Origin of the sequence: Advenella sp. S44 (genome assembly GCF_002810445.1) — a bacterium.
Taxonomy (GTDB): Bacteria; Pseudomonadota; Gammaproteobacteria; order Burkholderiales; family Burkholderiaceae_B; genus Advenella.
In genome coordinates, this window is the sequence record NZ_NEXS01000003.1 from 79,669 (window position 1) to 106,178 (window position 26,510).

General features: G+C 54.1%; 23 protein-coding genes and 2 pseudogenes. 12 read left to right on the forward strand and 13 right to left on the reverse strand.

The genetic code is table 11. The features are described 5' to 3' along the window. Nucleotide 1: 1 nt before the first annotated feature. Nucleotides 2–865 (reverse strand): transketolase, encoded by an 864-nt coding sequence (locus CAP48_RS04340; protein WP_100694809.1) that lies wholly within the window; start codon nucleotides 863–865, stop codon nucleotides 2–4. A 14-nt stretch (nucleotides 866–879) separates the two neighbouring features. Beyond that, entirely contained in the window at nucleotides 880–1,911 is a 1,032-nt protein-coding gene (locus CAP48_RS04345; RefSeq protein ID WP_100694810.1) for a LacI family DNA-binding transcriptional regulator, read from the reverse strand. Between the two features lie 300 nt (nucleotides 1,912–2,211). Here CAP48_RS04345 and CAP48_RS04350 point away from each other — a divergent pair. Then, nucleotides 2,212–2,926: pseudogene (locus CAP48_RS04350) on the forward strand (type III restriction endonuclease subunit R); the annotation flags it as partial. Between the two features lie 348 nt (nucleotides 2,927–3,274). Here CAP48_RS04350 and glmS read toward each other — a convergent pair. Beyond that, nucleotides 3,275–5,107, reverse strand: a complete 1,833-nt coding sequence (glmS, locus tag CAP48_RS04355; protein WP_100694811.1) for a glutamine--fructose-6-phosphate transaminase (isomerizing) — start codon at nucleotides 5,105–5,107, stop codon at nucleotides 3,275–3,277. Between the two features lie 509 nt (nucleotides 5,108–5,616). Here glmS and CAP48_RS04360 point away from each other — a divergent pair. Further along, a complete protein-coding gene (locus CAP48_RS04360; protein ID WP_100694812.1) occupies nucleotides 5,617–6,078 on the forward strand; it encodes an Lrp/AsnC family transcriptional regulator in 462 nt (153 codons plus the stop codon). 245 nt (nucleotides 6,079–6,323) lie between these two features. Here CAP48_RS04360 and CAP48_RS20015 read toward each other — a convergent pair whose 3' ends face one another. The 7 genes from CAP48_RS20015 to CAP48_RS04390 all read right to left on the reverse strand — a co-directional run bounded on the left by CAP48_RS20015 (nucleotide 6,324) and on the right by CAP48_RS04390 (nucleotide 13,263). Further along, nucleotides 6,324–6,584 carry a hypothetical protein gene (locus tag CAP48_RS20015; protein ID WP_153045652.1) on the reverse strand — a complete coding sequence of 87 codons (261 nt, stop codon included), beginning with the start codon at nucleotides 6,582–6,584 and terminating at the stop codon, nucleotides 6,324–6,326. 377 nt (nucleotides 6,585–6,961) lie between these two features. After that, nucleotides 6,962–8,029 (reverse strand): glycosyltransferase, encoded by a 1,068-nt coding sequence (locus CAP48_RS04365; RefSeq protein ID WP_100694813.1) that lies wholly within the window; start codon nucleotides 8,027–8,029, stop codon nucleotides 6,962–6,964. A 21-nt stretch (nucleotides 8,030–8,050) separates the two neighbouring features. Continuing rightward, nucleotides 8,051–8,854 carry a glycosyltransferase family 2 protein gene (locus CAP48_RS04370; protein WP_100694814.1) on the reverse strand — a complete coding sequence of 268 codons (804 nt, stop codon included), beginning with the start codon at nucleotides 8,852–8,854 and terminating at the stop codon, nucleotides 8,051–8,053. Next, the gene (locus CAP48_RS04375; RefSeq protein WP_100694815.1) at nucleotides 8,844–10,253 is read right to left on the reverse strand and encodes an MFS transporter; all 1,410 of its coding nucleotides are present in this window, start codon (nucleotides 10,251–10,253) and stop codon (nucleotides 8,844–8,846) included. The genes CAP48_RS04370 and CAP48_RS04375 overlap by 11 nt, the downstream gene beginning before the upstream one ends. Before the next feature lie 4 nt (nucleotides 10,254–10,257). Continuing rightward, nucleotides 10,258–11,634, reverse strand: a complete 1,377-nt coding sequence (glmU, locus tag CAP48_RS04380) for a bifunctional UDP-N-acetylglucosamine diphosphorylase/glucosamine-1-phosphate N-acetyltransferase GlmU (RefSeq protein ID WP_100694816.1) — start codon at nucleotides 11,632–11,634, stop codon at nucleotides 10,258–10,260. 88 nt (nucleotides 11,635–11,722) lie between these two features. Then, the gene (locus tag CAP48_RS04385) at nucleotides 11,723–12,421 is read right to left on the reverse strand and encodes a PhaM family polyhydroxyalkanoate granule multifunctional regulatory protein (RefSeq protein WP_100694817.1); all 699 of its coding nucleotides are present in this window, start codon (nucleotides 12,419–12,421) and stop codon (nucleotides 11,723–11,725) included. Further along, on the reverse strand, nucleotides 12,418–13,263 hold the full coding sequence (locus CAP48_RS04390; RefSeq protein WP_242444329.1) for an NUDIX hydrolase family protein: 846 nt from the start codon (nucleotides 13,261–13,263) through the stop codon (nucleotides 12,418–12,420). Before CAP48_RS04390 ends, CAP48_RS04385 begins: the two co-directional genes overlap by 4 nt. Before the next feature lie 248 nt (nucleotides 13,264–13,511). On the opposite strand from CAP48_RS04390, the pseudogene coxB reads away from it, so the two are divergent. The 5 genes and pseudogenes from coxB to CAP48_RS04410 all read left to right on the forward strand — a co-directional run. Next, a pseudogene (gene coxB / locus CAP48_RS04395) lies at nucleotides 13,512–14,324 on the forward strand (cytochrome c oxidase subunit II); the annotation flags it as partial. Between the two features lie 88 nt (nucleotides 14,325–14,412). After that, nucleotides 14,413–16,014 (forward strand): cytochrome c oxidase subunit I, encoded by a 1,602-nt coding sequence (gene ctaD / locus CAP48_RS04400; protein ID WP_100694819.1) that lies wholly within the window; start codon nucleotides 14,413–14,415, stop codon nucleotides 16,012–16,014. A gap of 9 nt (nucleotides 16,015–16,023) precedes the next feature. Continuing rightward, nucleotides 16,024–16,134: a cytochrome oxidase small assembly protein gene (locus tag CAP48_RS20405; protein WP_242444330.1), complete on the forward strand. Its 111-nt coding sequence runs from the start codon at nucleotides 16,024–16,026 to the stop codon at nucleotides 16,132–16,134. Between the two features lie 32 nt (nucleotides 16,135–16,166). Beyond that, complete coding sequence (locus tag CAP48_RS04405) at nucleotides 16,167–16,391, forward strand: DUF2970 domain-containing protein (protein WP_100694820.1); 225 nt, start codon at nucleotides 16,167–16,169, stop codon at nucleotides 16,389–16,391. A gap of 31 nt (nucleotides 16,392–16,422) precedes the next feature. Next, on the forward strand, nucleotides 16,423–17,298 hold the full coding sequence (locus CAP48_RS04410; RefSeq protein ID WP_100694821.1) for a cytochrome c oxidase subunit 3: 876 nt from the start codon (nucleotides 16,423–16,425) through the stop codon (nucleotides 17,296–17,298). A gap of 210 nt (nucleotides 17,299–17,508) precedes the next feature. Here CAP48_RS04410 and CAP48_RS04415 read toward each other — a convergent pair whose 3' ends face one another. Next, entirely contained in the window at nucleotides 17,509–17,721 is a 213-nt protein-coding gene (locus tag CAP48_RS04415; protein ID WP_100694822.1) for a twin transmembrane helix small protein, read from the reverse strand. Nucleotides 17,722–17,756: 35 nt separating this feature from the next. Here CAP48_RS04415 and CAP48_RS04420 point away from each other — a divergent pair, with 35 nt between their 5' ends. The 5 genes from CAP48_RS04420 (at nucleotide 17,757) to CAP48_RS04440 (ending at nucleotide 21,937) form a co-directional block, all read left to right on the forward strand. Next, the gene (locus tag CAP48_RS04420) at nucleotides 17,757–18,536 is read left to right on the forward strand and encodes an SURF1 family protein (RefSeq protein ID WP_242444331.1); all 780 of its coding nucleotides are present in this window, start codon (nucleotides 17,757–17,759) and stop codon (nucleotides 18,534–18,536) included. After that, complete coding sequence (locus tag CAP48_RS04425) at nucleotides 18,533–19,195, forward strand: hypothetical protein (protein ID WP_242444332.1); 663 nt, start codon at nucleotides 18,533–18,535, stop codon at nucleotides 19,193–19,195. Before CAP48_RS04420 ends, CAP48_RS04425 begins: the two co-directional genes overlap by 4 nt. A gap of 17 nt (nucleotides 19,196–19,212) precedes the next feature. After that, on the forward strand, nucleotides 19,213–20,226 hold the full coding sequence (locus CAP48_RS04430; protein WP_100696598.1) for a heme A synthase: 1,014 nt from the start codon (nucleotides 19,213–19,215) through the stop codon (nucleotides 20,224–20,226). Continuing rightward, nucleotides 20,223–21,125, forward strand: coding sequence for a heme o synthase (gene cyoE, locus CAP48_RS04435; protein WP_100694824.1), 903 nt, complete (start codon nucleotides 20,223–20,225; stop codon nucleotides 21,123–21,125). Before CAP48_RS04430 ends, cyoE begins: the two co-directional genes overlap by 4 nt. A gap of 152 nt (nucleotides 21,126–21,277) precedes the next feature. Then, entirely contained in the window at nucleotides 21,278–21,937 is a 660-nt protein-coding gene (locus tag CAP48_RS04440; RefSeq protein WP_100694825.1) for an SCO family protein, read from the forward strand. A 181-nt stretch (nucleotides 21,938–22,118) separates the two neighbouring features. Here the strand turns inward: CAP48_RS04440 and CAP48_RS04445 are convergent, their stop codons facing one another. Next, a complete protein-coding gene (locus CAP48_RS04445; RefSeq protein ID WP_100694826.1) occupies nucleotides 22,119–24,893 on the reverse strand; it encodes a cation:proton antiporter in 2,775 nt (924 codons plus the stop codon). A 451-nt stretch (nucleotides 24,894–25,344) separates the two neighbouring features. Beyond that, nucleotides 25,345–26,223 carry an RNA polymerase sigma factor RpoH gene (rpoH, locus tag CAP48_RS04450; protein ID WP_100694827.1) on the reverse strand — a complete coding sequence of 293 codons (879 nt, stop codon included), beginning with the start codon at nucleotides 26,221–26,223 and terminating at the stop codon, nucleotides 25,345–25,347. Between the last annotated feature and the right edge of the window lie 287 nt (nucleotides 26,224–26,510).

The window sequence follows — 26,510 nt, forward strand, 5'->3', positions numbered from 1 at the left end:
ATTAGTTCTCCCTCACGGCCGGTTTTGATTCATGTAATTCACGTAATGCCTTGTCGGCCATATCTGGAGGTAACTTCAAATTATGTCCAAGTATCCCTTCCAAACTTGGGACGCCTTTACCCACTAACGTACGTGCGATTATTACTGTCGGTTGACCACGAAACAGCCTTGCCTTATCAAAGGCATCGACAATTTCATCAATATCATGACCATCAATCTTGAGAACATTCCAATTGAATGCAATGAATTTGTCAGCTACAGGTTCCATGTTCATGACCAATTCAGTATCGCCCTCCACCTGCATCTGGTTCCAGTCTATGATCATGCAAAGATTGTCCAGGCCATAATGGCCGGCAGCCATGGTTGCTTCCCAGACCTGACCCTCCTGCAATTCGCCGTCACCCAGCATCACATAACAGCGATAAGAACTTTTCTTGCGTTTTCCTGACAATGCCATGCCTACAGCGACTGATAAACCCTGTCCCAAAGAACCGCAGGTTGCCTCGACGATGGGGCCTAATCGTTCGGACATATTGATCTCATACGGTGAGCCATCTTGGCAATATGTCGTTAATACGTCGCTGGGCAGCAGACCGGCCTGGGCGAGCGCAGCGCCAAAGATTGCTGAATTATGTGCAGTAGACAGAAGAAACCGGTCCCGATCCGGCCAGTTTGGCTCGTCTTTCCTGTAGTTCAACTCTCGCCCATAAAGCGCAGCGAATAGATCAGCGGCTCCCAGACCTTGTTGCACGTAACCTTGGCCGGTTCCGGCAACCAGTGTGACGACATTACAGCGAAGTTCATATGCCATCAGTTCAAGACTCTGGGCAGAACGTTTTATTGGCGTGTCTGACATTACATTCATGTAATTCTCTTGTTTTAGTTTGAAGTAAGTTTGGTTGGCGCAGGACCGGTGCTTTGTCGCAAAATCAACTCAAGTTCGAGTCGCGTACTTTGCGGCATGGGATTCCCGCCACTGACTTCCAACAGCATCTCGGCTGCTCGTTGTCCCATCTGTATGGCTGGTGATCTCATGGTTGTAAGAGGAGGGTGAAAATGTGCCGCCATAGCCAAATCATCAAATCCGGTGATTGAGATATCTTTCGGAATACTGATTTTCTGCGCCTGGCATTCCAAGATTGCACCAAATGCCTGTACATCATTCCCGCACACGACTGCGGTGGGCCGCTGTGGAAGCTCAAGAAATTTACGCATGGCCGCTCTGCTGGATGGAATATCGTAGGCGCACTCAATCGTTAGCGACTGATCCGGTTCGATACCCCGGGCACGCATCGCTTCGTGGTACCCGGTTATGCGTGCTACAGCACGATCATTGTCACAAGTGATGCCGCCTATCACTCCGATGCGTCGATGCCCAAGATCCAGAAGCAAATCGGCCAGCCTGAATGCTTCTTTTTTATTATTCCAACCAATACTGGGAACGTTCTCATCAAATACCGACGTAATAACATAAGGAATTTTACGGCTATCAAGAAATTCATAAACCTCAGAGGCACGAGAAGCGCCTACCAGCACGATTCCTCCGATATTAAGTTGCGCCAGCGTTCGCAACTGCGCCATCTCGTCTTTTGAATTATAGTTGCTGGCGGCTATCAATACGTGCAACCCATGCTCAGCCATAATAGCCTGGAAACCTTCTAGAAGCTTGGCAAATATGGCGTTATCTAGCGTTGGAACCACTGCGGCGTAGGTAAATGAGCGTTGTGTTACCAACGATCTGGCATTACCGTCAGGAATGTAATTATGTGCCTTGATTGCTTCTTCAATGATGCGCAGCGTCTCGCTTGCCACCTGTTTTGGTGAGTTAATCGCGCGTGACACCGTTGATTTTGATAGCCCAGTCTCCCGGGCAATATCCACAATAGTAATTTGACGTTTTGGTATTTTCATAGCATTAAATTGGGAACGTTCCCAGAATATTAAAATCAAAATAAAATAGCGTCAAGTTAGGGTAAACGATGAATGCTCTAGATAGATCGTAGATTTTGGGCTAGGGCAATTGCAGGTCGGGGTTGAAATAGTTGTCAGCGCTCACGATAGAATCTTTTTGTTAACAAAATAACAATAGATTAATGGCCGAATGTAAATCGGAGTGATGATTGCTCGGTTGTGGAAGCCGTTGTGGCTCGGGCCCCCCGCCGCGTCTAGCTCTTGAGGAACCTATGATTAATGCGTGTTACGCCAATGGATATCGTCCACGCACTGGTGGGTTTTGACGATATTTACTACTTCATGCATGCCGATCTGCTCTATGATATTTCAGGACAGATGGTGCAGCATTTGCGCGGCTATTTGTCAGAGGATGAAGCCATCAGCAGTGTGGACCGTGTGGGCCGGGATCTACGCCTAATTGCGCGAGAAATTCATGCGTAGATGATGGCGCATTTCGAAGAGAGCGTGACGGGTGGATTCGATGTCCAGGTCAGCGGCGGCTTCACAGAGCTCAAATCATGCAATTGCACGGCTACAGCGGGTCAGGCGCCACACTATTTTTGAGAAACAGTGGGAGAGGCGGGGCGCATTAAGGCGATGTTGTTCGGCGGCTTCACAAAATGCTTGCACCTCCTCCAGAAATTTGATTCGGATACGGAGCGCCGCTTTGCTGTCATCCTTGAGCGCGATGCTGATAAGTGGTTCAAGCCTGCTAAGGGGCAATTTCAGCTTTTCTACAGATTGGGTAGCGAGCAACCGGAGTACATCCCCCACTTTGTGGTTGAGACTTCGTACAGGCATCAACACGCAAGAAGTACAGGTCAAGGCCGATGCGGCTGTCAATTGGCGTAAGCATGAGTCAGACTATGCTGATTCGGTCGATAGTAAGCCTTGGCGTTATCTGCTGGTGCCACACGACGATATTGCGAAGTCAAAGCAACTGACTGATTTTTTGAGGTTTATGAGGGCTTGAGGAGCTACAGCACCGGGCGACTTGCTCACCTCACCTATCGCTGTGGATGCAGGTGATTTTTCACGGCCTAACCTATCTCCCAAGATAGGTGGCAGTGATTTGCGTTCTTTCGCGCCCTTTGTTCTTTTTTCTCATCGATCTGAGAAAGCTGCATTGCGAGGCCCAGATTTCGGTGCATAAGGCAGTTTACATAATTTACGCCTTTATAGGAAACACCATCAAAATTGATGTTATTTCAATGGTGTTTCTGTAATTAGGAGACGTTGAGGGAATATAAAAACGACGGACTTTATTTTCTTTAGACAGACTTTATTGCTCCTTATCAACATCCAACAACAGCTTGCCTTCTTACTCCACCGTCACGCTCTTGGCCAGGTTTCGTGGTTTATCTACGTCCGTTCCGCGTGCCACCGCCGTGTGATATGACAGCAGTTGCAGCGGGATGGTATGCAGAATCGGAGAGAGTTTGCCGTAGTGCTCTGGCATGTGAATCAGGTGCATGCCTTCGCTGGCCTTGATTTTTGAATCACTGTCGGCAAACACATACAGCTCGCCACCCCGTGCGCTCACTTCCTGCATATTGGATTTGAGTTTTTCCAGCAGCTCGTCGTTGGGTGCGATGGTGACCACCGGCATTTGTTCTGTCACCAGTGCCAGCGGGCCGTGTTTGAGTTCGCCTGCAGGATAGGCTTCAGCGTGGATGTAGCTGATTTCCTTGAGCTTGAGCGCGCCTTCCATGGCTATCGGATAATGCATGCCGCGTCCCAGGAACAGGGCGTTTTCCTTGTTGGCAAAACGATCGGCCCAGGCAATGATCTGTGGCTCCAGTGCCAGGATGGCGCCAATCGCGGTAGGCAGGTGGCGCAGCTGTTTGATGTACTGGTTTTCTTGCACATCGTTTAACCGGCCTTTGACTTTGGCGATGGTCAGGGCCAGCAGGAACAGGCCAACCAGCTGGGTGGTAAAGGCTTTGGTTGAAGCTACGCCAATTTCCACGCCGGCGTGGGTAATGAAATTGAGTTTGCATTCGCGCACCATGGCGCTGGTCTGTACGTTGCAGATGGTCAGCGTGTTTTCCATGCCCAGGGTGCGTGCGTGCTTGAGCGCAGCCAGTGTATCGGCCGTTTCGCCAGACTGGGAAATGGTAATGATCAGGCTATTGGGGTTGGGTACGCTGTCACGATAACGATACTCGCTGGCAATTTCCACGTTCACTGCGATTTTGGCAATGGATTCTATCCAGTATTTGGCGGTCAGGCCGGCGTAGTAGCTGGTGCCGCAAGCCAGGATAAGAATGTTGTCGATATTTTTGAAGATTTTTGCCGCATCATCGCCGAACAGTTCTGGCTCGATCGATTCGATACCGTCAATGGTGTCGCCCACGGCGCGAGGCTGTTCGAAGATTTCCTTTTGCATATAGTGGCGATAGGGGCCCAGTTCGGCAGCGGCGGTATGAGCGTGCACGACATTGACCTTGCGCTCTACGGGTTTGCCGTCGATATCCACAATCCAGATTTTCTGCAACTGTAAATCAACCACGTCGCCATCTTCCAGGTAGACGATATTGTCGGTGGTGCCGGCCAGGGCGAGGGCGTCGGAAGCCAGGAAATTTTCGTTTTCTCCGCGACCAACAATCAGCGGTGAGCCGTGGCGTGCGCCCACGACGCGATGGGGTTCATCATGGCAGAATACGGCGATGGCGTAGGCGCCGGTCAGGCGGCGAACGGTTTGCTGGACTGTTTCGAACAGATCGCCGTTATACAGATGGTCGATCAAATGGGCGATTACTTCAGTGTCGGTCTGGCTCTCGAAAACGTAGCCATGGCTTTTGAGTTCGTCACGCAGTTCGTCATGGTTTTCGATAATCCCGTTATGAACCAGCGCGATACGTGGTTTGCTGTTGGCAGGACCGGAAAAATGCGGGTGTGCATTACGCGTGGCAGGCACACCATGCGTGGCCCAGCGGGTATGCGCAATACCGGTAAAACCGGCGATGTGGTCTTCCCGGATCTGGGTTTCGAGTTCCGATACGCGCTGTGTGCTGCGCGTGCGGCGCAATTGGCCGTCCATATGCACCGCGACACCACATGAATCGTAACCACGATATTCGAGCCGTTTCAGGCCTTCAACAAGGACCGGTGTGATGTCACGTTGCGCCACAGCGCCAACAATTCCGCACATGCGATAACTCCATTTGTTCTGAATAAGAAAGGTGTATTGTGCACCTTCCGTGGGGAAATTAATAATCTTATTTTTGTTAAAAATGAAATATTAATTCATGAAGTTATAAAATAGACGTTTTATTTCATTTGTATAGATTTTTGAAATTATATTTCATTACAAAGCTGTAATAAGAAGCAAGATTGTCGTGGCCTGCTAACATAGTCCTATATTGTGGACGGTGCGCAACCATGGACCGGATATCACCGGTACGGTGGTATTCCAAACACGGCAAAATCGCAAGTAGGACGAATCACCGATAGCAAATTCATGGGGTTGTGCGCATTGTGGGTAGCGAAGTCATGCACATGGCGACGAATGAGATAGCGAATCGCGAACAGTGCGGCATCGCGGGCAAGGTGAAATTAAGCTCGGGGCGAAATGGCTGAGCCGACCTTTGCGCACTGTGACAGGTCGCGCGTGGGCAGACTGCACGCCGGCAGGCCGCTTAATGGAATTGAGAGGAAAAAATGGAACTTGACGAGCTGGATAAGCGCATTCTGCAGCAGCTGCAGAAAGATAGTAATCTGACCAACCAGGCGTTGTCTGAGATTGTGCATGCGTCAGCCCCTACCTGTCTGCGGCGCGTACGCCAGTTGCACCAGCGGGGCATCATTCAGAAAACGGTGGCCATTGTTGATCCGACACGTGTGGCTACGACATTGACTGCGATTGTTGAAGTCACTCTGGACGTGCAAACGGCAGAGGCTTATCGCGATTTTGAAGAAAGTGTGGCCCGCGAGCAAAGTATTCTTCAGGCCTACCGGGTCTCCAGCGGTCCCGATTTCGTGCTGATTGTGCAGGTTCAGGATATGCCGGCCTATCATGCTTTGGTTCATCGATTCTTTACCGCGCAGAAAAATGTACGGAACGTGCGCAGTTTCTTCTCGGTTCATCGCAGCAAGTTCGAAACGCAGGTTGCCATAGATTGAGGCGTACCGCGCATTGCAAGCAATATGCAGCAATGACGGGCAATGCACCAGAGGGCATCTCAGAAAACGGAAAAATCTTACGCTCAGACGGTTGAAACTGCCGAAAATTCCCAGCAATTTTCTTAACAAGAATTAACATCAAAAATTGCGGTTTTCAATTTCTGTAGCAACGTTAAAAAACTTTCTGCACGCAAAAAGAATTTTCTGCTGGGCTTGAGTCCTTTGGCCAGCCGAATATGGTCTGCTCACGAACTGTGAGACGGTCTCGTATTAAAGTTAAAGTTTTGGGTCCCACCTTCTGGATTGAGGCCATAGGCAACAGCAATTGCTTCGAGAGGCCTGGACTTGCCTGATCCATTTTCTCCGGCCAAATAGGTAATTTTTGGGTGAAATTCTAAACGATCCAGAGATTTAACCGCTGCTAAGTTATAGGGATAAATATTATGAGATTCCACGGTTTCACGGCGAAAAATAAGGTGTTGTAGAAACTGGGTACGTAATGCCATAGAAATTAGTAAAAGCCGAAGTCTCGTGTGAATAAATTATTTTTCTGTCTCAGTACAAAAAACAAAGGGCACTAACGTGCCCTAGATTTCGTAGCGCGTGTACTTGTAATTTTTTTACTATCCTGGCTGCTGCGAAGCTATAGCGGAATTAGTCTCAAATTCTCATGAGAAACTGGTTGATTATCGGCTAAATTTAATGCTAAGGCACCAGTGTTTGATAGTTGAAATCGGTACAAGAAAATTTTCCCCCTAACGTGGTTGACGAGAATGCATGGTGGGGGCGATGAGGTGATCGCTTGATTAATCCATAAATTGTTACTGCGAGTTATGGGGAGATACGTTCATCCCCGTGCTTGATTCGTGTGGCGAGATCTGCGCTATCGAGTCAGGCTGGTCAGTTGCTCGAACTGAGCCAGATAGCGTGCGCTCATGCGGCCAATATCATGGTGGTCCTGTACGTATTGCCATGCCTTGTCGGCACGTGACTTGGCCTCTAATGGGTGCGCCAGCGCCTGTTGCAGGGCTGCGGCCATTGCCGCGTCATTGCCTGTCTCACATAAATAACCGCGCTCATCATCCAGCAGCTCGGCCAGCCCGCCGGCGTTGGTCGATACTACTGGTATGCGCAATGCGAACGCGTCCAGTACGCTGCTGCCTAATGCTTCTTCGCGACTGGCCATGACAAAAATATCAAACAGGCTGTATAGATCTTCGATGTTCTGGCGAAAGCCGGCCAGGTGATATACCTGTTGCAGGCCGTGCTCCCGGATCAGTGCCCGGGCCTGGTCTGAGCAATCTCCCTCGGCGCCAAAGTGCAGGAAAATAAAATCCTGTCGCAGCGCATGCAGCCGGGCGATGGCGCGAACCAGCGTCAGTGGATCTTTGACGGAAACGAGCGCGGCCGTGGTGGCCAGCACTTTTTTGTGGCCAATGGCAAATTCGTCACGGACCTGCTGCGCATGCGCTGTGTTGATCTGCCTGGGTTCGATCGTGCTGGAAATCAGGATGGGATCGATCCCCAGCCTGCGTGGCTCGGTCGCAGCCATCTGGCTGATGGCCACAAATAGATCTGCCTTGCGCCACTTGCTTAGGGTGCGCCATTGTCGTTGCGGGTTGACGGGCAGGGAGGTGCGGCGGGTAAATACCAAGCGCGCCTTGCCGAAAAAACGGCGCGTGATGGCTGCCCAGGTAAGCGAGCCAGCGGTTTGTACATGGACGATGTCGAAGTCACGGGCATGCTGCAGCAAATACAATGCCTGTTCAAATGGCCGCTGGCGTGTCACAACGGTAAAGTTTTCCTGTTGCGCCGCCTGTGCCAGTGGTTGTCCGGCTCGCGCCAGCAGAGCCACCTGGTGGCCGGCATCGCGAAAGGCACGCATGCAGTAAAGTGTCTGGCGTTCACCGCCGCGCCAGCCTTTTTCGAAATTTACCTGCAGGATTTTCATGATGACTATGCTTGTGCTGAATTAGCGCGGTGGCTTGGCCTGCCTGGTGCGGGACCACAGGCAGGCATATTTATTGAAGACCGATTGCGCAGCCATGACCGATAGCAGAAAGCCGGCCCTGCCATCCAATATGCCCAGGCGCAGAAAATAGGTTCTAAAAAAACGCGCGACCGCATGCAGTGTGGCGGTTGCCAGCGATCCCTTCTTTCCGGCGGCAGCGCGTTGCTCTGCCCAGGCAATGGCATAGCCCGCCGATTTGCGCAAATGCTCATCGACCGTCGCGTAGGTAAAGTGCAGCAGATCGCCCTTCAGGGTGGCAAGGTCAACCCCGGCGGGTAGCACCAGCGATTCGTGCACCAGGGCATTATCGTATTGCGTCAGCGTCCTGGGATGTAGTCGTTCAACGTGACCGGGATACCAGCCGCAATGACGAATGAATTGACCGAAGGCCCAGGACAGGCGCGCCACCTGATAAATCGTATTGGGTGCCGGGTTTTGCAGTACGGCTTCAATGCTGGCGCGCAGTTCTGGAGTGACGCGTTCGTCAGCGTCCAGCCACAGAATCCAGTCGGCGGTAACATGCGTTTGTGCGCGTTGCCGTTGCGGGCCAAATCCCGGCCAGTCGGCGCTGGTGTAGAAAGCCTGTGTATAACGGCGCGCAATCTGTTCAGTTGCATCGGTACTGCCCGAGTCCAGAATGACGATTTCATCGGCCCAGTCAGCAACCGAATCCAGGCACGCCGCAAGGTGATGCGCTTCATTCTTGACGATCAGCGCAACGGCCAGTGTGGCGCGTCTTGCGGGATTGGCGGCTTCAGCAGGCATCACTGTCAAGACCTTTGACATAGCGGAACAGGTTGATGATAACCGCAATTATAACCAGTGCGCTGGCAAAGCCCATGACATACATCGGGCCGTTGTGCTGGTCGATATGGAAGCTGATGGCCACGCATGCTGCGCCGATACCCTGGCCGAACAGACGTGTGGTCGCCTGCACGCCACCTGTCGCACCGCTGCGCTTTAACGGCGTGGACAGCAGCATGGCGCGGTTATTGGGCGTTTGAAAGAAGCCGAATCCCATACCAGCCACAAACATGGGGGCAACGTAATACCAAAGGGAAATGTCAGCAGGCAGCGCCATCAGCGAAATAATCCCGATAGCCATCAATGCCGCGCCGATACCGGCCAGTAGCGACGCCTTGAAATATCGGCATAGTTTGGCTGACAGTGAAGCGATGACGACACTGCCGACGGGCCAGACGCCAAACAGGAGTCCGACTTTTTGCAGGGGTATGCCCAAATTATGCAGATAATAAAACGGCAAAGCCAGCATGGAAATCATTTGTGCCGTAAACGTAAGCGCAGAGACGATGACGGCGTATTTGAAAATCGGGTAGCGAAACAGATCGACGGGCACCAGCGGGTTGGTCTGCGGTAAGGAGCGCCGGATCAGAAAGTAGCCACAGGTAGTCGCAATTGCAAGCACCAACAGGCCTCGTCCGGGATTGCGGCCGATAGCATCCAGGCCGATCAGCAACAACGCGAACGTCACAATATTCAGTATGGCGCTCAGATAATCAAAGCGACCCTTACGGGGTGAGGCCGCTTCGGGCAGATAGCCGGCTGCATACATAGCAAACAGGCAGATCGGGACCGTGAAGCCGAAGATCCATGGCCACGAGGCGACAGACAGAATAGCCGCGCCCACGGAAGGGCCCACCACAGACATGACACCGACCGTCATGGCGTTGATGCTGATGCCCGCAGCCAGTTTATGCGCCGGGTAAATATGGCGCACCAGCCCGCCGAACAGGCACATCATGGAAGAGGCACCCAGCCCCTGGAGCATGCGCGCGGCGACCAGGCTAGGCAGATTGCCCGACAGCGCGCATAGAAGCGAGGCAATCGTAAACAGTCCCAGGCCGAGCCGGAACATCCGCTTGAAGCCGACGCGTTCTGCCACCGCCGATAATGGCAACAGGGTCGCCATCACGGAAATCATATAAGCGTTGACGATCCAGATGGAGTCTGCTTCGCCGACATTCAGTTCTCGTGAGATGGTCGGCAGGGCGATATTGGCGATATTGGCATCCAGCACCGTGACGCCGATACAGCACAGCAGCGCCCCCGCCGCCCAGTAACGGGCGGGAGCGGGAAGGCCGGTGGAGTTTCTGGGCGCGGCGGGCGCGGATGTATCGGAACTGCGGTCAGAGGCTTGGTTCATGCCATCAGTCTTGTTTCTTTGTCGGTCGTGTCCAGTTCTCCACGGTTGTCTGGCGAATGCGCGACAGCGTCAGTTTGTTGGCCGGTGCATCTTTGGTCAAGGTAGTGCCGGCCGCCAGTGTAGCGCCTTTACCCACGGTAACGGGTGCTACCAGTTGCGTATCGGACCCTACGAAGACGTCGTCTTCAATGATGGTCTTGGATTTGTTTACGCCGTCATAGTTGCAGGTGATGGTGCCTGCCCCGATATTGACCTGGGCGCCGATCTCGGCATCGCCCAGATAGCTCAGATGATTGGCCTTGCTGCCCTGGCCGAGTTTCGTTTTTTTGAGCTCAACAAAATTGCCGACGTGAGAATCGGCAGCCAGTTCTGCGCCGGGACGCAATCTGGCGTATGGGCCGATTTTGACGTTTTCAGCTGCCGTGGCCTGCTCCAGGTGACTGAATGCTTCTACCTCGGTGCCGGCGCCCAATGTCACATCGCGCAGCACGCAATGCGGGCCGATGCGCACGCCGTCAGCCAATATCACCTTGCCTTCAAAAACGCAGCCGACATCAATAAAGACATCACGTCCGCATTTGAGCGTGCCGCGCAGATCAAAGCGGGCGGGATCGGCTAGCGTGACACCCTGTACCAGCAGGCGCTGTGCCTGTTCAGCCTGCCAGGCGCGTTCCAGCTGCGCCTGCTGCACGCGGCTGTTGACGCCCAGGGTTTCCCAATTGGCATCGGGCTGGGCAGCATTGACGGGTACGTTGTCCTGGACCGACAGGGCGATGGTGTCGGTCAGGTAATACTCGCCCTGTGCATTATTGTTATTGATGCGACCCAGCCAGTCTTTCAGTTTTGCCGTGGGCGCAGCCAAAATGCCGGTGTTGACCTCACAAATTTTATGCTCCTGCTCGGTGGCGTCCTTGTGTTCGACAATGCGCTGCACTTGTCCACTGTCGTTGCGAATGATGCGTCCGTACCCGGTTGGGTCGGCCAGCGTTTCTGTCAGCACCGCCATGCCGTCGGCGCGAGCCTGCAGCAATCGTTTCAGTGTGGCCGGCTGCACCAGCGGGACGTCTCCATACAGCACGATAGTGGTGTCGGCGGCATCGTCGCCTCCGACCAGGAGCGGCAGCGCCTGCTGGACGGCGTGGCCTGTGCCGTATTGGGGCTGTTGCAGAGCATATTCAATGTCGGTTTGATCGGCAAAGGCATTTTTTACCGTGTCAGCGCCGTGTCCTACCACCACAATGATGCGGTCGGGAGAAAGTTGCCGTGCGCTGTCGATGACCTGAGCGAGCATGGGTTTGCCGGCCAGGGTATGCAAAACCTTGGGCAGATCCGACTGCATGCGTTTACCCATACCTGCTGCGAGAATGACGATATTTAACATAGATAGGTGTGTCGTAAAGTTGGAATTGGAAAAAAATAGGACAAGAGACGGGACGCAGCGATGGCGTCCTTTTGTATAAAGAGATGTGTCAGGTCGTGTTGCGCCCTGCAGCGCGGCGCTTTGTGGCAGGGCGGCTGGCAGCGGTGCGTTTTTTCGCCGCGGGTTTGACCGGCTCTTGCGGGTCGGCCGGTACATCGGGCTCCGGATTGGGCGGTGTTTTTACGGGAGCGGGTTCCTTATGCATGGCCTGCGTAGCCTGGGTTGCAGCCTGTGCCAATTGCGAGAATTGTCCCTGCAGCATGTCCCACCATGCCTGCGAGGCCTGGCTAACTGAGTCGGCCGCAAAATCCTTGCTTTTTTTGTCGGTGGCTTTTTCTTTGCCGCCTGTCTTGGACTTGCCGGCTGGCTTGGCCGGTTCGGCGGCGGCCGTCTTTTTCAGGCCAAACAGATCGTCCAGCGAGCGATCCTGGTTCTGTGTCTGCAGGGTGTCGACAAACGTTTTGAGGGTGTGAATACTGGCGCGCTGGATTTCCAGTCCCTGGATCGTGCCCGAGAGCATGGACAGGTTCATGGTTAGCCAGCTTTCTATACTCTTGAGTTCCTGGATGCGCTTATCCAAGTCTTCCGGATTCAGTGCGGGTGGCATGGAAAAGACCGGATTGCCTGCGTGCTGCATTTGTGCAAACTGCTGCCAGGCCTTGTTCATCATGTCCAGGCTTTGCATGATGGGATTGCTGGCGCTGTCGGCCCCCAGGCCCGGTCGATCAAACGGATTGCTGTTCGTCATGAAGTTCTCCCTGCGTTTTGATGCTGTGCGGCAAACTGCGCGAGTAATGTTTCAGAGCTGCGGCTGAGCATGCCTTCCAGTATAACAAGGGATGCTTCCAGGGTAATCTGTCTCTGGGCTATCAGTTGAACTGCCTGCTGCTGGCTGACGATCCGGATTTCCGATACTTCGCCGTCCATATTGCGCGGCGCGACGTGTGGCGCAAGAATGCAGTCGCTGACCAAAATGTCCTCCACCTGATAGCCCTCGGGTAACCGACGGTGCATGCGCAGCAGCGTGCGCAATGGCGTGCGGCATGTGAGATCGCTTTCAGGCAGTCCGGCCTCTTCAAGCGTTTCGCGTAGCAGCGCCTGTTCCCGATCTTCCGAGCCGTTGGCAAGGCCGCCGGCCAGCGTATCCCACATGCCCGGGTCGGTTGCCTTGGTCATGGCGCGTTTGGCGATGTACAGTTGCAGGTCGGGCGTCCAGGCGTTCAAGTGGACGGCATGTGTCAGCAGGCCCAGCGGACGCATGGCCGAACGTTCCATTTTTGCAAGATTCTCTCCTTCGGCATATACTGTGAGCAGTTCATTTCGCCAGGTTTTGAGCAGACCTGCGTCGCGCAAAATAATAGCGATGTCAGCCAGCAGCGGCTCCAGTTCAAATCGGGGCGTCCCTGGATCGGCAAGGTGTACGGCGGTTGCAGTGGTCCGCACCTGCGGCAAATGAGCGATGGCGGCAAGTGCCTGTGGCGTGATAAAACCGGCCAGCTTGCCAGCGATGGTCAGCGGCAATGAATATTCTGGCGGCACTTCCTGTATTGATTGCAACAGGGCGGCGTAAAGGGCGGGAATTCGGTTCAAGGTTGCATCAATGTCGTGTCAAACATGCAACGATTGTATTCGCAAAACGTTCCCGCGCCGCTTCGCGTGCGCTTTTATATGGTTAAATGAACTATCTTTGACACAGGTTAAGGCGTCTTCGGTATAATCCTGTACCGCAAAGGGTTGTGATTGGTACGCTTTATGCGGTTGCCGTCAGCTACGATAATCAGGCGCGATCCGATCAGTTTCATACGAAAAACGGAAAAGCGCACAAAAATGAGGTCAACATGAAGAAGTTGCAAGGTTTACTTGGTCTTGGAGCGCTCCTGCCAGCCTGTACGGCTTGGGCTGACGTCCAGGATATGCCAGGTGGTCCTAAGGTATTGCAAGTCAATCTGCATAAGGGTGTCACCGAAATCGCCGAGAGCATGTACAGTCTGCATACCATGATGCTGGTTATCTGTACTGTTATTTTTATTGGCGTCTTTGGCGTCATGTTCTATTCGATCTGGGCGCACCGCAAATCCAAGGGTTTCAAGGCTTCCGTATTCCATGAGCACATGGGCGTGGAAGTGGCATGGACGGTCGTGCCGTTCATTATCGTGATCGCCATGGCGTTGCCGGCAACGAAAACCGTTGTGGCAATGAAAGATACCAGTAATGCCGATATCACGGTCAAGGCGACCGGCTATCAGTGGAAGTGGGGCTATGAATACGTCGATGGCGAGGCCAAGGGCATCAGTTTCATGTCTAATCTGACGACGCCTTACGACCAGATTGATGGCGGCGCCGAGAAATCCAATACCTACCTGATGGAAGTGGACAACGAGTTGGTTGTTCCCGCAGGTAAAAAAGTTCGCGTCGTGCTGACAGCCGATGACGTCATTCATTCATTTTTTGTACCTGAGCTGGGTATAAAGCAAGATGCCATTCCTGGTTTCCTGCGTGATGCCTGGTTCCGTACCGATAAAATCGGGGTCTATCGCGGCCAGTGTGCCGAGTTGTGTGGTCAGAACCACGCATTCATGCCAATCGTTGTCCGCGTCGTGTCTGCTGAAGACTACGACAAGTGGATTGCCGAGCAGCAGAAAGTAGCAGCACAATGAAAATGACATTCAGAACTTTATATTCGCAATATTGCGCCTGTGATATCTGCAAGCCAGGCACGCAGCAGGCAAGGAGTCAAAAATGAGTAGTACTGTAGTGGGTCACGCTCCTGATCATCACGGACATGATGACCATCACCACGCCGCCCCAACGGGCTGGCGCCGCTGGCTGTTTGCCACCAATCACAAGGATATCGGTACGATGTACCTGTTATTCTCGTTTTTGATGCTACTGGAAGGTGGCGCGCTGGCGTTGCTGATTCGCGCCGAGCTTTTTGAACCGGGCATACAGTTCTTCCGGCCCGACCTGTTCAATCAGTTCACGACCATGCACGGTCTGATCATGATTTTTGGTGCGATCATGCCCGCGCTGGTTGGTTTTGCCAACTATATTATTCCTCTGCAGATCGGCGCTTCCGATATGGCTTTTGCGCGGATGAATAACTTCAGCTTCTGGCTGCTGCCTGTTGGCGCCATTCTGCTGACAGGATCATTCTTCGTTCCTGGCGGTGCAACGGCTGCCGGCTGGACGCTTTATGCGCCGCTGTCCCTGCAAATGGGTCCTGGTATGGATATGGCCATTTTTGCTGTCCATATTCTGGGTGCTTCGTCCATCATGGGTGCCATCAATATTATGGTAACCGTTCTGAACATGCGTGCGCCTGGCATGACGCTGATGAAAATGCCGCTGTTCTGCTGGACATGGCTGATTACGGCTTTCCTGCTTATCGCTGTGATGCCCGTATTGGCTGCCGCAGTCACGATGCTGCTGGCTGACCGCCATTTTGGTACGGCCTTTTTCAACGCCGCTGCCGGTGGCGACCCTGTTCTGTATCAGCACGTGTTCTGGTTTTTCGGACACCCTGAAGTGTATATTATGATTCTGCCGGCTTTTGGTATTGTCTCGGCAATCATTCCTACCTTCTCGCGCAAGCGCCTGTTTGGTTACGCTTCCATGGTGTACGCGACTGCAGCGATCGCTGTGCTCTCGTTCATTGTTTGGGCGCACCATATGTTTGCGACCGGTATGCCGGTCACAGGCCAGCTGTACTTTATGTACGCCACCATGCTTATTTCCATTCCGACTGGCGTGAAGGTGTTCAACTGGGTTGCGACTATGTGGCGCGGTTCGCTGACATTTGAAACGCCAATGCTGTTTTCCGTCGGCTTTATCTTTGTGTTCACCGTAGGTGGCTTTACCGGGCTGATCCTGGCGGTGGCACCGATCGACATCGCTGTACACGATACCTATTATGTTGTGGCTCACTTTCACTACGTGCTGGTAGCCGGCTCCCTGTTTGCGCTGTTTGCAGGCACTTATTACTGGCTGCCAAAATGGACAGGCCGCATGTACAACGAAAAACTGGGCAAGATTCACTTCTGGTCTACCATGATTTCGTTCAACTTGACGTTCTTCCCGATGCACTTCCTGGGACTGGCCGGTATGCCGCGTCGCTATGTTGACTACGCGCCGCAGTTCACCGATTTCCACCAGATTGCCACGATTGGCGCCTTCTGGTTCGGGATCTCGCAACTGTTGTTCCTGTACGTTGTGCTCAAAACATATCGTGGATCCGGTGAAACGGCGACTGCCCAGGTATGGGAAGGCGCAGAGGGGCTGGAGTGGACATTGCCTTCTCCGCTGCCGTTCCATACATTTGAAACGCCACCTGTTGTCAAGTAACGTAACGCTATGACGCCAGAGCAAAAACGTAGGAACAGAATTACCGGTTTGATCCTGTTTGGATTGGTAATCGTCATCTTCCTGTGGGCTATTTTCGGTCATGTGTTGTCAGAAGCGTAAAGGCTTCTGACACATTCAGGAAGGATGTGGCAATGAGTGACGATTTGCGGGAATTATCCAAGAGAAAGCTGAACTTCTTTCAGACCATGAAAGCAGTGCTGTGGGGGTTGTTCGGCGTGCGCCGCGGCTCCAGCTATCAGGACGATATTTCACGGCTCAATCCGGTACATCTGATCCTGGGTGGCATCATAGCGACAGTCCTGTTTATTATTTTATTGGTGATGGTGGCGCGCTGGGCAATTACCAGCCTCACCTAGTTGTTGAAAGCGTTCCATGAGGGAGAACATTATGAGTGCGAGCCACTCGGTTCAGGTAAAAGAAGCACCGTATTATTACGTGCCGGCCGATTCGGCCCATCCGGTTAAGACCAGTTTCACACTGCTGCTTATTTTGCTTGGTGCTGTAGGCTGGGTTAACCATGTTCCGTACAGCAAGTATGTGGTGCTGGTCGGCTTTCTTGGTTTATTCGTGGTGCTGTACCAGTGGTTCGGCGATGCTATCCGCGAGTCCGAAACAGGTATGAACAGCAAGCGCGTGGACTTGTCTTACCGCTGGAGTATGGGCTGGTTCATCTTTTCCGAAGTGATGTTCTTTGCTGCTTTCTTCGGTTCGCTCTGGTATGCGCGTGAAGTGACGACGCCCTGGCTTAGCGACATGGACCACCAATGGCTGCTTTGGCCCGGCTTTACCGGCCAGTGGCCGAACCTGGGTCCTGCGGGCATTGTGAGTCACTTTGAAACGGTGGGTCCTTTCTGGCTGCCAACGATCAATACCTTGCTGCTGCTCACTTCGGGCCTGACGCTGACGCTGTCTCACCACGCAGTGCGTGCTGAGCACCGCAAGAGCGCAATTATCTGGCTGTTCATTACGATCGCGCTGGGCTTCACCTTTGTGTTTTTCCAGGCTGAGGAATACATTCATGCCTATTCCGAGTTGAACCTGCGTTTTGACTCCGGTATTTACGGTTCGTTGTTCTATATGCTTACGGGCTTTCACGGGTTCCACGTCCTGCTGGGCGCAACCATGCTGACAGTCATCCTGTTTCGTCTGATTCGCGGTCACTTTACCGTCGACAATCACTTCGGTTTCGAGGGCGCCGCGTGGTACTGGCACTTTGTGGACGTGGTGTGGTTGGGCTTGTATTTGTTCGTTTACTGGTTCTGATACACAGCTACGCGACAAAATAAGGCAAAGGGTCGGTCAGCCGACCCTTTGCTGTTTCAGCATAAAAAGACGCTGTTACAGCAAAGCGCAGTCATTGGCGGTATGATGTCAAGTGGTGTTGCCCCGCTGCCTCAATGGCAGGCTCTGGCGCATGTTGCCAACGGGCTGGCAAGCCCTGGCAAATATTTGGTAATGGATCGTGGCCGTTGTTTAGTGCGCGCTCTGCGTAAAGCCGGTACTGTCGATCCAGCCCATATGATGGGCAAATAGTACGAAAAGAAACAGCGCAATAGATAGTCCGATACGCACGGTAAGTGCGTTGACTGTGCGATTGGTTGTGCCTTTGTCGCGCATAAGGTAGAAAAAGGCGGATGCCAGACTGCCTATGATCACGAGAAAGGCGAGTCCGATAAAGATACGCATGGGTTAACTCCTGACTGGAATAGAATATTGTAGTAATGAAACGGAAATTAATAAACTGGAAAACAGTAACGATGCTGATTCTGCTGGCATTGCTGACTGTGATTTTCGTTTCTCTGGGCCGATGGCAATTGCATCGCGCCGATGAGCGCCGGGTGATTGCTCAGCGTATCGAAAGCGGACGAGCGCTGCCGCCGCTGACCATTGACAAACATATCCGGTCTTCCGATATCGTCCAATGGCGTCCTGCCACTGTAGCGGGGCACTGGCTGGGCGCGTTCAGCGTACTGCTTAACCGAAACCAGAATGGTCGCCCCGGATACTGGCTGGCAACGCCCATGTTATTGCAGGAAGGCTCGCGCGAGGCTGTCATGGTTTTGCGCGGGTGGTTTCCACAGGTGCTAACACCTGATGCCATGCCCGAGTTCCCCTTGCCCGAAGGGCGCCAGACAGTAAGTGGCGACATTGCCCTGCGTGTTCCGCGCCTGTTTGAACTGTGGAATTTTGGCGCCAAGCCGGTCGCGCAGTTGCCACAACAGATTCCGCAAAGCAGCGGACCGCTGCCGCAAGTACAGAATCTGGATCTGGCCGAGTTTGCCAAGGTCAGCGGCCTGCATATGTTGCCGCTGGTGTTGATGCAGACTGGTCCCTCTGAGCAGGGGCTGGTTCGCGATTGGCCGCATCCTTCCATTGATGCGGATACGAATACGGGCTATGCAATTCAGTGGTTCGCTTTTGCCGCCATTGCTGCACTGGCCTTATTGATCAGCCTGATCCGGCTGCGTCTGAAAAGTACAAAGGAAACGTCGTCGTCATGAATACCACCCGCCCGTCCGAATCCGGGATTGCCGTAAAGTCGGCCGTAAAGCGCTCCAATATGCCCTTGTATCTGATCATGCTGACATGTATCGTGCCTATGCTTGCGGCGGTCTTGCTTTATTATGTGCCTTCGCTGAGACCTGATGGTTCGACCAATTACGGCAATTTCGTGCAGCCGCAACGCCCCATGCCGTCAGCAGATACGCTGCGTCTGACCACGCTGGACGGCAAACCTTTTGATCTTCAGACACTGAAGGGCAAATGGCTGCTGCTGACCTCCGATGGCGGCGCCTGCCCCGATTCCTGCGCCCAGAAGCTGCATTTTACGCGTAACGGACACGCCAGCCAGGGCAAGAACGTCCAGCGCATTCAGCGAGTCTGGTTCGTCACGGATGACCAGCCTGTGCCCGATAAAGTATTGCAAGCCTATAAAGGCACGATCATGTTGCGGGCTGATCCCAAGGCGCTGAGTCAATTTCTGCTGGACGAAGCCGACAGGACCGGCGATGAAGTTGCAGTGGAAAAGAAAATGGACTCTTATTTGTGGATTATCGATCCCAATGGCAACCTGATTATGCATTACCCTGGCAATCAAACAGATCCCATACGTTTTCGCGGTGACCTGGCCAAACTGCTGCACGCTTCGACCATTGGCTGATGCTTATGAATTCGGCAATTGAGCGCATACGCACCCGCTACCGCAGGCTGGTATTTCTGACCTGGTTTTTTACGCTGGATCTGATTATGTTCGGCGCCTTTGTGCGCCTGACTGATTCCGGGCTGGGCTGCCCCGATTGGCCCGGCTGCTACGGTAAGGCCAGCCCTTTGGGCGCCTCCGAACATATCGCCACTGCGCTGGAGCAGCAACCTTTTGGCCCGGTTTCCATGTCCAAGGCATGGATTGAAATGATTCACCGGTACTGGGGCACCTTGCTGGGCATGATGATTATCGGCATCGTGTACATGGCTTGGCGCTATCGGCGCGAGCTTGGCCGGTCACCGGCGCTGGCCACGGTGACGTTGATCGCTGTCTGCGTACAGGGCGCTTTTGGCGCCTGGACGGTCACGCACAAACTGATGCCATTGGTGGTGACCACGCACTTGGTGCTGGGCATGCTGCTGCTGGCCATGATGACATGGCTGGCTGCACGCGAAAAGCCCCATGTGGGTATTGCCGCCCGTGCGCGCAACTGGCGACCGTGGATGGCTGTGGGGTTTGTGATTCTGATCGTGCAGTTGTTTCTCGGTGGCTGGGTCAGCACCAACTATGCGGCGCTGGCATGCATGGATTTCCCGACGTGTCACGGCGCCTGGGTGCCTGAGATGGATTATGCTGGCGGTTATTCCCTTGTGCGGGCGCTGGGCGAGTTGCCGACCGGTGAAATTATTTCCCAGGAAGCGCTGACCGCGATACACTGGACCCATCGCAATTTTGCTGTTTTAGTTTTTGTTTTCCTGTTCGCGCTGGCCTGTGTCGCGCGGCGGGAACCCGGTCTTAAAGGGCCTGCCGATCTGCTGATCGCGTTGCTTATTGTTCAGGTACTGACCGGACTGACAACCATTTTCTTTCAATGGCCGCTGCTTATCGCGGTGCTGCACACAGGCGGCGCTGCCGGGCTGACCATCGCCTGCGTCACGCTGCTGGTGCGTATGTCCCGCGGCGGCAAAGGTTCATTTCTGCCACTATGACAACTGCTATTCATTCTGATGCCGGACTGTTGCGACAGTATCTGGTCCTGACCAAGCCGCGCGTGACCCAGCTAGCCGTGTTTTGCGCAGTTATCGGCATGTTCCTGGCTTCGCCGGGGCTGCCGCCGGTGCAGACACTGATTGCTGCGACAGTCGGTATCTGGCTGCTTGCGGCCGCTGCATTTGCCATCAATTGCCTGATTGAGTTTGAGATTGATGCGCGCATGTTGCGAACTGCACGCCGGCCCACGGCCAAGGGCACGATCACATCTTTGCAGGTCATCGTCCTGTCGGGCATCGTAGGCGGAGCCGGCATGCTGGTGTTGTATCATCTGGTGAACCCGCTGACCATGTGGCTGACCTTTGCCACCTTCATCGGTTATGCGCTGATCTACACCATTATTCTCAAGCCCCGCACCTCGCAAAATATCGTGATTGGTGGCTTGTCCGGCGCGATGCCGCCTGCACTGGGCTGGGCGGCGGTTGCCAATGCGGTGCCGGCTGAAGCGTGGCTGCTGGTGCTGATTATTTTTGTCTGGACCCCGCCGCACTTCTGGGCGCTGGCGCTGTACCGCGAACATGATTATCGCAATGCCGGTCTGCCCATGCTGCCGGTCACGCACGGCAAGGACTTCACGCGCCTGCATATTCTGCTGTATACCTTGATGCTGCTGGTCATCACCATATTGCCATTTGTGATTCGCATGAGCGGTTATATGTACCTGATCAGCGCACTTGTGCTGGGCGCCATTTTCATCGGCTATGCGTACAAGCTCTACAAGGCGTACAGTGATGAGCTGGCGCGCAGGACCTTCCGCTATTCGATCCTTTATCTGTCGCTGTTGTTTCTGGCGTTGCTGGTCGATCACTGGATTTTGATGTCCGGCCTGGCTGGCTAACCAATTTGCTTCCTGTCGTCATGTCCTGTCGGCAAGCCGGAGGGTGACGACAAGTGTGATTTTCCCTTTACTGCGCCGGCCAACGTTCCCGGCGGTAGCTTATGTATGTGAAGTTCCGTGTGCACGGTTTTTGTTGTTTCCTGGAGTGAATAATGAAGCGGTTTCTGCCCCTGCGATTTGCGACCCGAACGGTCCTGGCAATGGCGATGGCTGTCATGCTGGCAGCGTGTGACAATGGTGCGCCAGACAATGTCGGCACAACATCTGCCAATGCATCCACCGCGAACGCGCCGGCGTCTTCAGCTGCTTTCACCGGCACCGATATCACAGGAACCGGGTTCGGCAAGGATATTGACCTGGTGGATCACGATGGCACGGCAATTGAGTTGCAGCAGGCCTACCACGGCAAGGTCATGGTGATTTTCTTCGGGTTTACACAATGTCCTGACGTTTGTCCCACTACCATGGCCGAGCTGGCGCAGGTAAAGGAAAAACTCACGCCCGAGCAGCGCGACCGGGTGCAGGTCATCATGATCAGTGTCGATCCTGAACGTGATACTCCCGCCGTCCTGAAGCAGTATGTGAGCGCCTTTGATCCGTCATTTGTGGGTCTCACAGGATCGGCTGAACAAATTGCCAAGGTTGCCGCTTCTTTCAAGGCCTACTACAAAAAAGTCGAGAGCGACCAGAGCTACACGATGGATCACAGTTCCGGCTTGTATGTGCTGGATACGGAAGGCGAGTCCCGCTTGCTGATCAAGCCCAATACGCCACCGGAAGCGATCGCGGCCGATATCCAGAACTTATTGTAGCGTAGCGGTGACTTCGCCTTTATGCGTTGCGTCATCGGCCCTGTGTTGCGGTTCCCTCATCTCGCAATCCCCCTACTGTGGTGCAGGACGGGTCCCCCGTTTTCCCGGCCCGCCAACCCGCCACAGTGCGTGAGGCGTCCGTTTGGGCGTTGCCAGGGCGTCCAGGTGCTGTTCCCGGCGATCAGTGCTTGAGATGCTCGTTTTCCGGCGTGCCGGTGCCTGAGGTGTCTGTCTCCGGTTCGCCAGTATTTGAAGTGTCAGTTCCGGGCATGGCATCGCTTGCGGTGTCGGTTCCCGGCATATTGGTGGCTGAAGTGCCCGTCCCTGCGGTGCGAAGATCTGGCTGCACCGTTCCTGACACAGGCATCGACTCCTCGCGTTGCGCTTCTGACCGGGCAGATATGCCGCCGGGTGCGGCGGCTGTTTCTGATTCGTTCTTATGATCGGTTTTGCTTGCGGTTTTTTCCGCGTATTGTTCCCATACTTCCAGCGCCCGCAAGCGCTGTTTGACCACCAGGTCGATTTTCTCTTTGATATCGGGAAATTTTTTCATCAGCGCATGAAAATCCCTGGCTTGCAGAAACAGCAGTTTTGAGTAACCCATGGAGCGCACGCTTTGCGTGAGGGTCTTGTCGGTCAGCATGCTCAGTTCTCCGAGCATTTGCCCCGAGCCCAGCTCTACGCGAGACGAATCGGGCAGGGTGATCGTCACGGCGCCCGACGCCACAAAAAACATGACTTTATGCCCATGTCTGTCGGTCTGCGGCACGGTTTGGTTGGGCAACATCAGGCGTGGCCTGAGCAGCTTGCTCAGAGGGGTCAGCGCGGTGTCGTCCATTTCTTCGAATAAGGGCACGCGCTTGACCAGTTCCTTGGCGCTAAGCGATACATCCAGGCTGGGATGGCGAAACAGGGGCTCCCAGCGCATATTGACCTGGGAGATCAGATTGTTATACACCTCTTTGGTAACCAGCGACTGTTCCAGCATTTCGTTATAGCGCGTCACTTCCAGCGAACGGGCAATACGCGCCAGGTAGTCTTCCTGTGTCCAATGCGCATAAACCGGATAGGTCAGGTTCAGGGCGCTGAGCGCGTTATCGATGGCGTGCAGCCGCGCGACCAGGATCCGTTCTGCCTTGCCGGCGATCTGCTGCCCCAGCAATGGCGTCAGGTCGTCCTTGCAGAAGCGGATCAACTGGCTGACTACCGAGTGCTTGCTGATCAGTTTGATAATGCGCTGGGACAGTTCATGAGCCAGCCATGGGCTGAAATTGAAATTGGTCTGCAAGCGCAGTGCAATTTTGAAGGCGTTGGTATAACGAATATCGTGACGCAACGCTCGGGTGTAGGCCCTGGCGCCGCCAGCGCGCGCGGCATCGCCCAGGTTTTCTGCATTGGATAAGAGTGTCTGTGCCGCCTGCCATGGGATCAGCTGCTTCTTGAGCGAATCAAAAAACAGCTCTTCTTCTCGGTTGGAGATAATGGCTAGCGCAACCGACAACCGCTCGCCCTTGTTCAGGTGATCGGTTTCGTCCTTTTGAATATCGGCCATCCCCTTGGCGAACACCGCATCCACCTGCTTCTTGGCACTGGTTTCCACTTTCAGCAGGCCGGCCAGTTCATCGGTCTGTTCCTTGACGTCATCCAGGGCGATGACCAGTGCCTGATTGCGCAGTCCCTGTTCGACCGGACTCAGCTGATCCAATCCCAGTCTGGAGATGAGCGGCCGCAAGGTCAGACCGTTGATCAGCAATGTTGCCAGCACATAGCAGGTGGTCGCCGCTGCGACAAAATGGCGCACATCTGCGGCAATTGCGGTCTGTTCGGTGACTGCCAGCGCCAGTGCCAGCGAAATGGCGCCGCGCAAGCCTCCCCAGCACATGACGGCACGAAAAGGACGACTTACGTGGGTGGACATATTCAGCAGTGTCAGTAGCGGGATCACGCCGAACACCACGGCGGCACGTGCGGCCAGCGTGGTGATAAACAGGAGGACGACCAGCAATGCTTCCTTCAGGCTCATATCCACGACCAATCGAGGAATAAGCATGGCAGCCAGAATGAAAATCAAGGAATTGGCCCAGAAGCCGAATTGCTCCCAGGCATGCCCAAGTTGCTCAAAGGTGGACGGCGACATTCTTGTGCGTCCGGCCGAACCCACGACCAGCCCCGCAACCACGGTGGCAACGACCCCGGAAACGTGGAAATAGTGTTCGGAAATGAAAAAGGTCAGATAGGCTGTGCAGATTGTCAGGCTGATTTCGGCGGTCGGCCAGCCGCGCATGTAATGAAAAAGCCGGCACGTGATATGACCGAATACGAAACCGATCAGGCCGCCAATCAGGAAGCTGTACAGGAAGTGGCCGGCAATGCTTTCAATACTGAGTTCCGCCTGACGCGTTATGACAGATATAAAAACGGTGTACAGGGCAATGGCCGCCGCGTCATTGAGCAGGGATTCGCCTTCCACGAGCGTCGTCAGGCGTTTTGGGGCACCCACCTCTCGGAAAATACCTACTACGGCCACCGGGTCGGTCGTGGCAACAATCGCTCCAAGCAGCAGACAGATCGCCAGGCTGTGGCCGGAGAACTCGGCCATGATCAGGCCCACGCTGACAGTGCAAACCAGCACGGCCACGATCGCCATGGTCAATATTGGACTGATGTCGACCATAATGCGGCGCACATTCATGGCCATGGAGGTTTCGAACAACAGGATCGGCAGGAAAACAATCAGAAATGTTTGCGAGGAGATGGAAAATCCGTGCAGGGCGTGCAGGAAGTCACCAATAAAAGGCAGGTGAACGCCATTGGCCTGGACTACCAGCCCCAACGCAGCGCCCAAAATCGCAAGTGTGACGGTATGAGGCAGACCCAGCCGACTTGCCAGAGATGGCATAAAGCAGGCAATTGTCAATAATCCGGCCAGTGCAAATACGAAGTATTGGATTTCCATAAGAGAACAATATTCTGATACTGCGGAAACCCACTATACCCGGATAATTTTTTGTGCAGACAGATATTTTTGGTGCGGACAAAAAAAAGGGGCTTCAAAAGAAGCGCCCTGAACATCCGTTTCAAAGGGGAGGGGAAAGAGGAGAAGCAGAAACGGACGGATCCGGCCAAGTGTCAAGGACACGGATGAGCGAATCATGGTGATTAGTCAGGGCCGGCCCTGCGAAGTTCCGAAAGTTCTATCCGGAATATTTCAGCCGGTTACGCTTAGAGCATGGGCTTCGGACTAAGGTGGGGAGTGCGGAGTGCGGAGTGAGGAGTGAGGAGTGAGGAGCGTGCTCGAGCCGGGTCGCACGAATCATTGCGAGCACGATAACGCAGCACCCCGCGAGCGTCGGCGCCATAGAAAAAGGGCATCACAAGGACGCCCTTTTGTGGCTGAAGCAATTGCGTTATGCGGCGAATGCGCCACGCATTTTCTTGAGCGCAGCCGATTCGATCTGGCGGATACGCTCTGCCGAGACACCAAACTCGTCGGCCAGTTCATGCAGCGTAGAGCCGCCACCTTCGTCCTGAAGCCAACGCGCCTCGATGATACGACGGGAGCGGGGATCCAGGACCGCCAGCGCGTTGGATACGCCGGCGCCTTGCATATCGTCATGGGCGCGGCGATCCAGCACCATGCCGGGCTCCTGCTCTCCATCATCGGAAAGGTAGGAGATGGGCGCGAAGTCATCGCTATCGTCGTCCTGGGACTCCAGCGACATGTCGCGCCCGGTCAGGCGAACTTCCATTTCGCTGACGTCTTCGGGACGCACATTAAGTTTGGAGGCAATGCCTTCAATGTGCTCGGGCGTAAGCGTCTGACCATCGGCACGCATGCTGCGCAAGTTGAAGAACAGTTTGCGCTGCGCCTTGGTCGTCGCGATTTTTACCAGCCGCCAGTTGCGGATGATGTATTCATGAATTTCGGCTTTGATCCAGTGCACGGCAAAGGAGACGAGCCGCACACCGCGGGTCACGTCGAAACGTTTGACCGCTTTCATGAGGCCGATATTGCCTTCCTGGATAAGATCAGCGTGAGGCAACCCATAACCCAGGTACTGGCGGGAAATGGAGACAACTAGCCGCAAATGAGACATGATCAGTTCGCGCGCGGCGTTCAGATCGCCTTTTTCCTGAAGCGTTTCTCCCAATTCCCTTTCGCGCTCTGGCGTAAGCATGGGAATGCGGTTCACTGCACTGATATAAGATTCGATCGTGCCTAGCGCCCCGGGATTGGAAATCGCTGAGGCAATCGAGTTTTGCAGCGTAAGCGCTTGATTTGACATGATTTTGTATATCTCCTGACAAGGAATATTCAAAGTACTTATATATTAGCACTCTCTGTCACCGAGTGCTAATATTGACTGCGCATAAGCTAAAAAGTTCCGTTTCGAACGGTTATGCAGCCGCACCGGCTACACCGGGATAAAACAGCCAGCATTCGGTTGCTCACATGCAACGCAGAGCTATCGGGTTCCGCGATTGCCGGCAACGCGACTGCTGTGAGCCAGTGCCAGCAAGCAACTGGCCGTCATAAAACCACAAATGACCGCGTTGCGTTCATCCAGGCTAA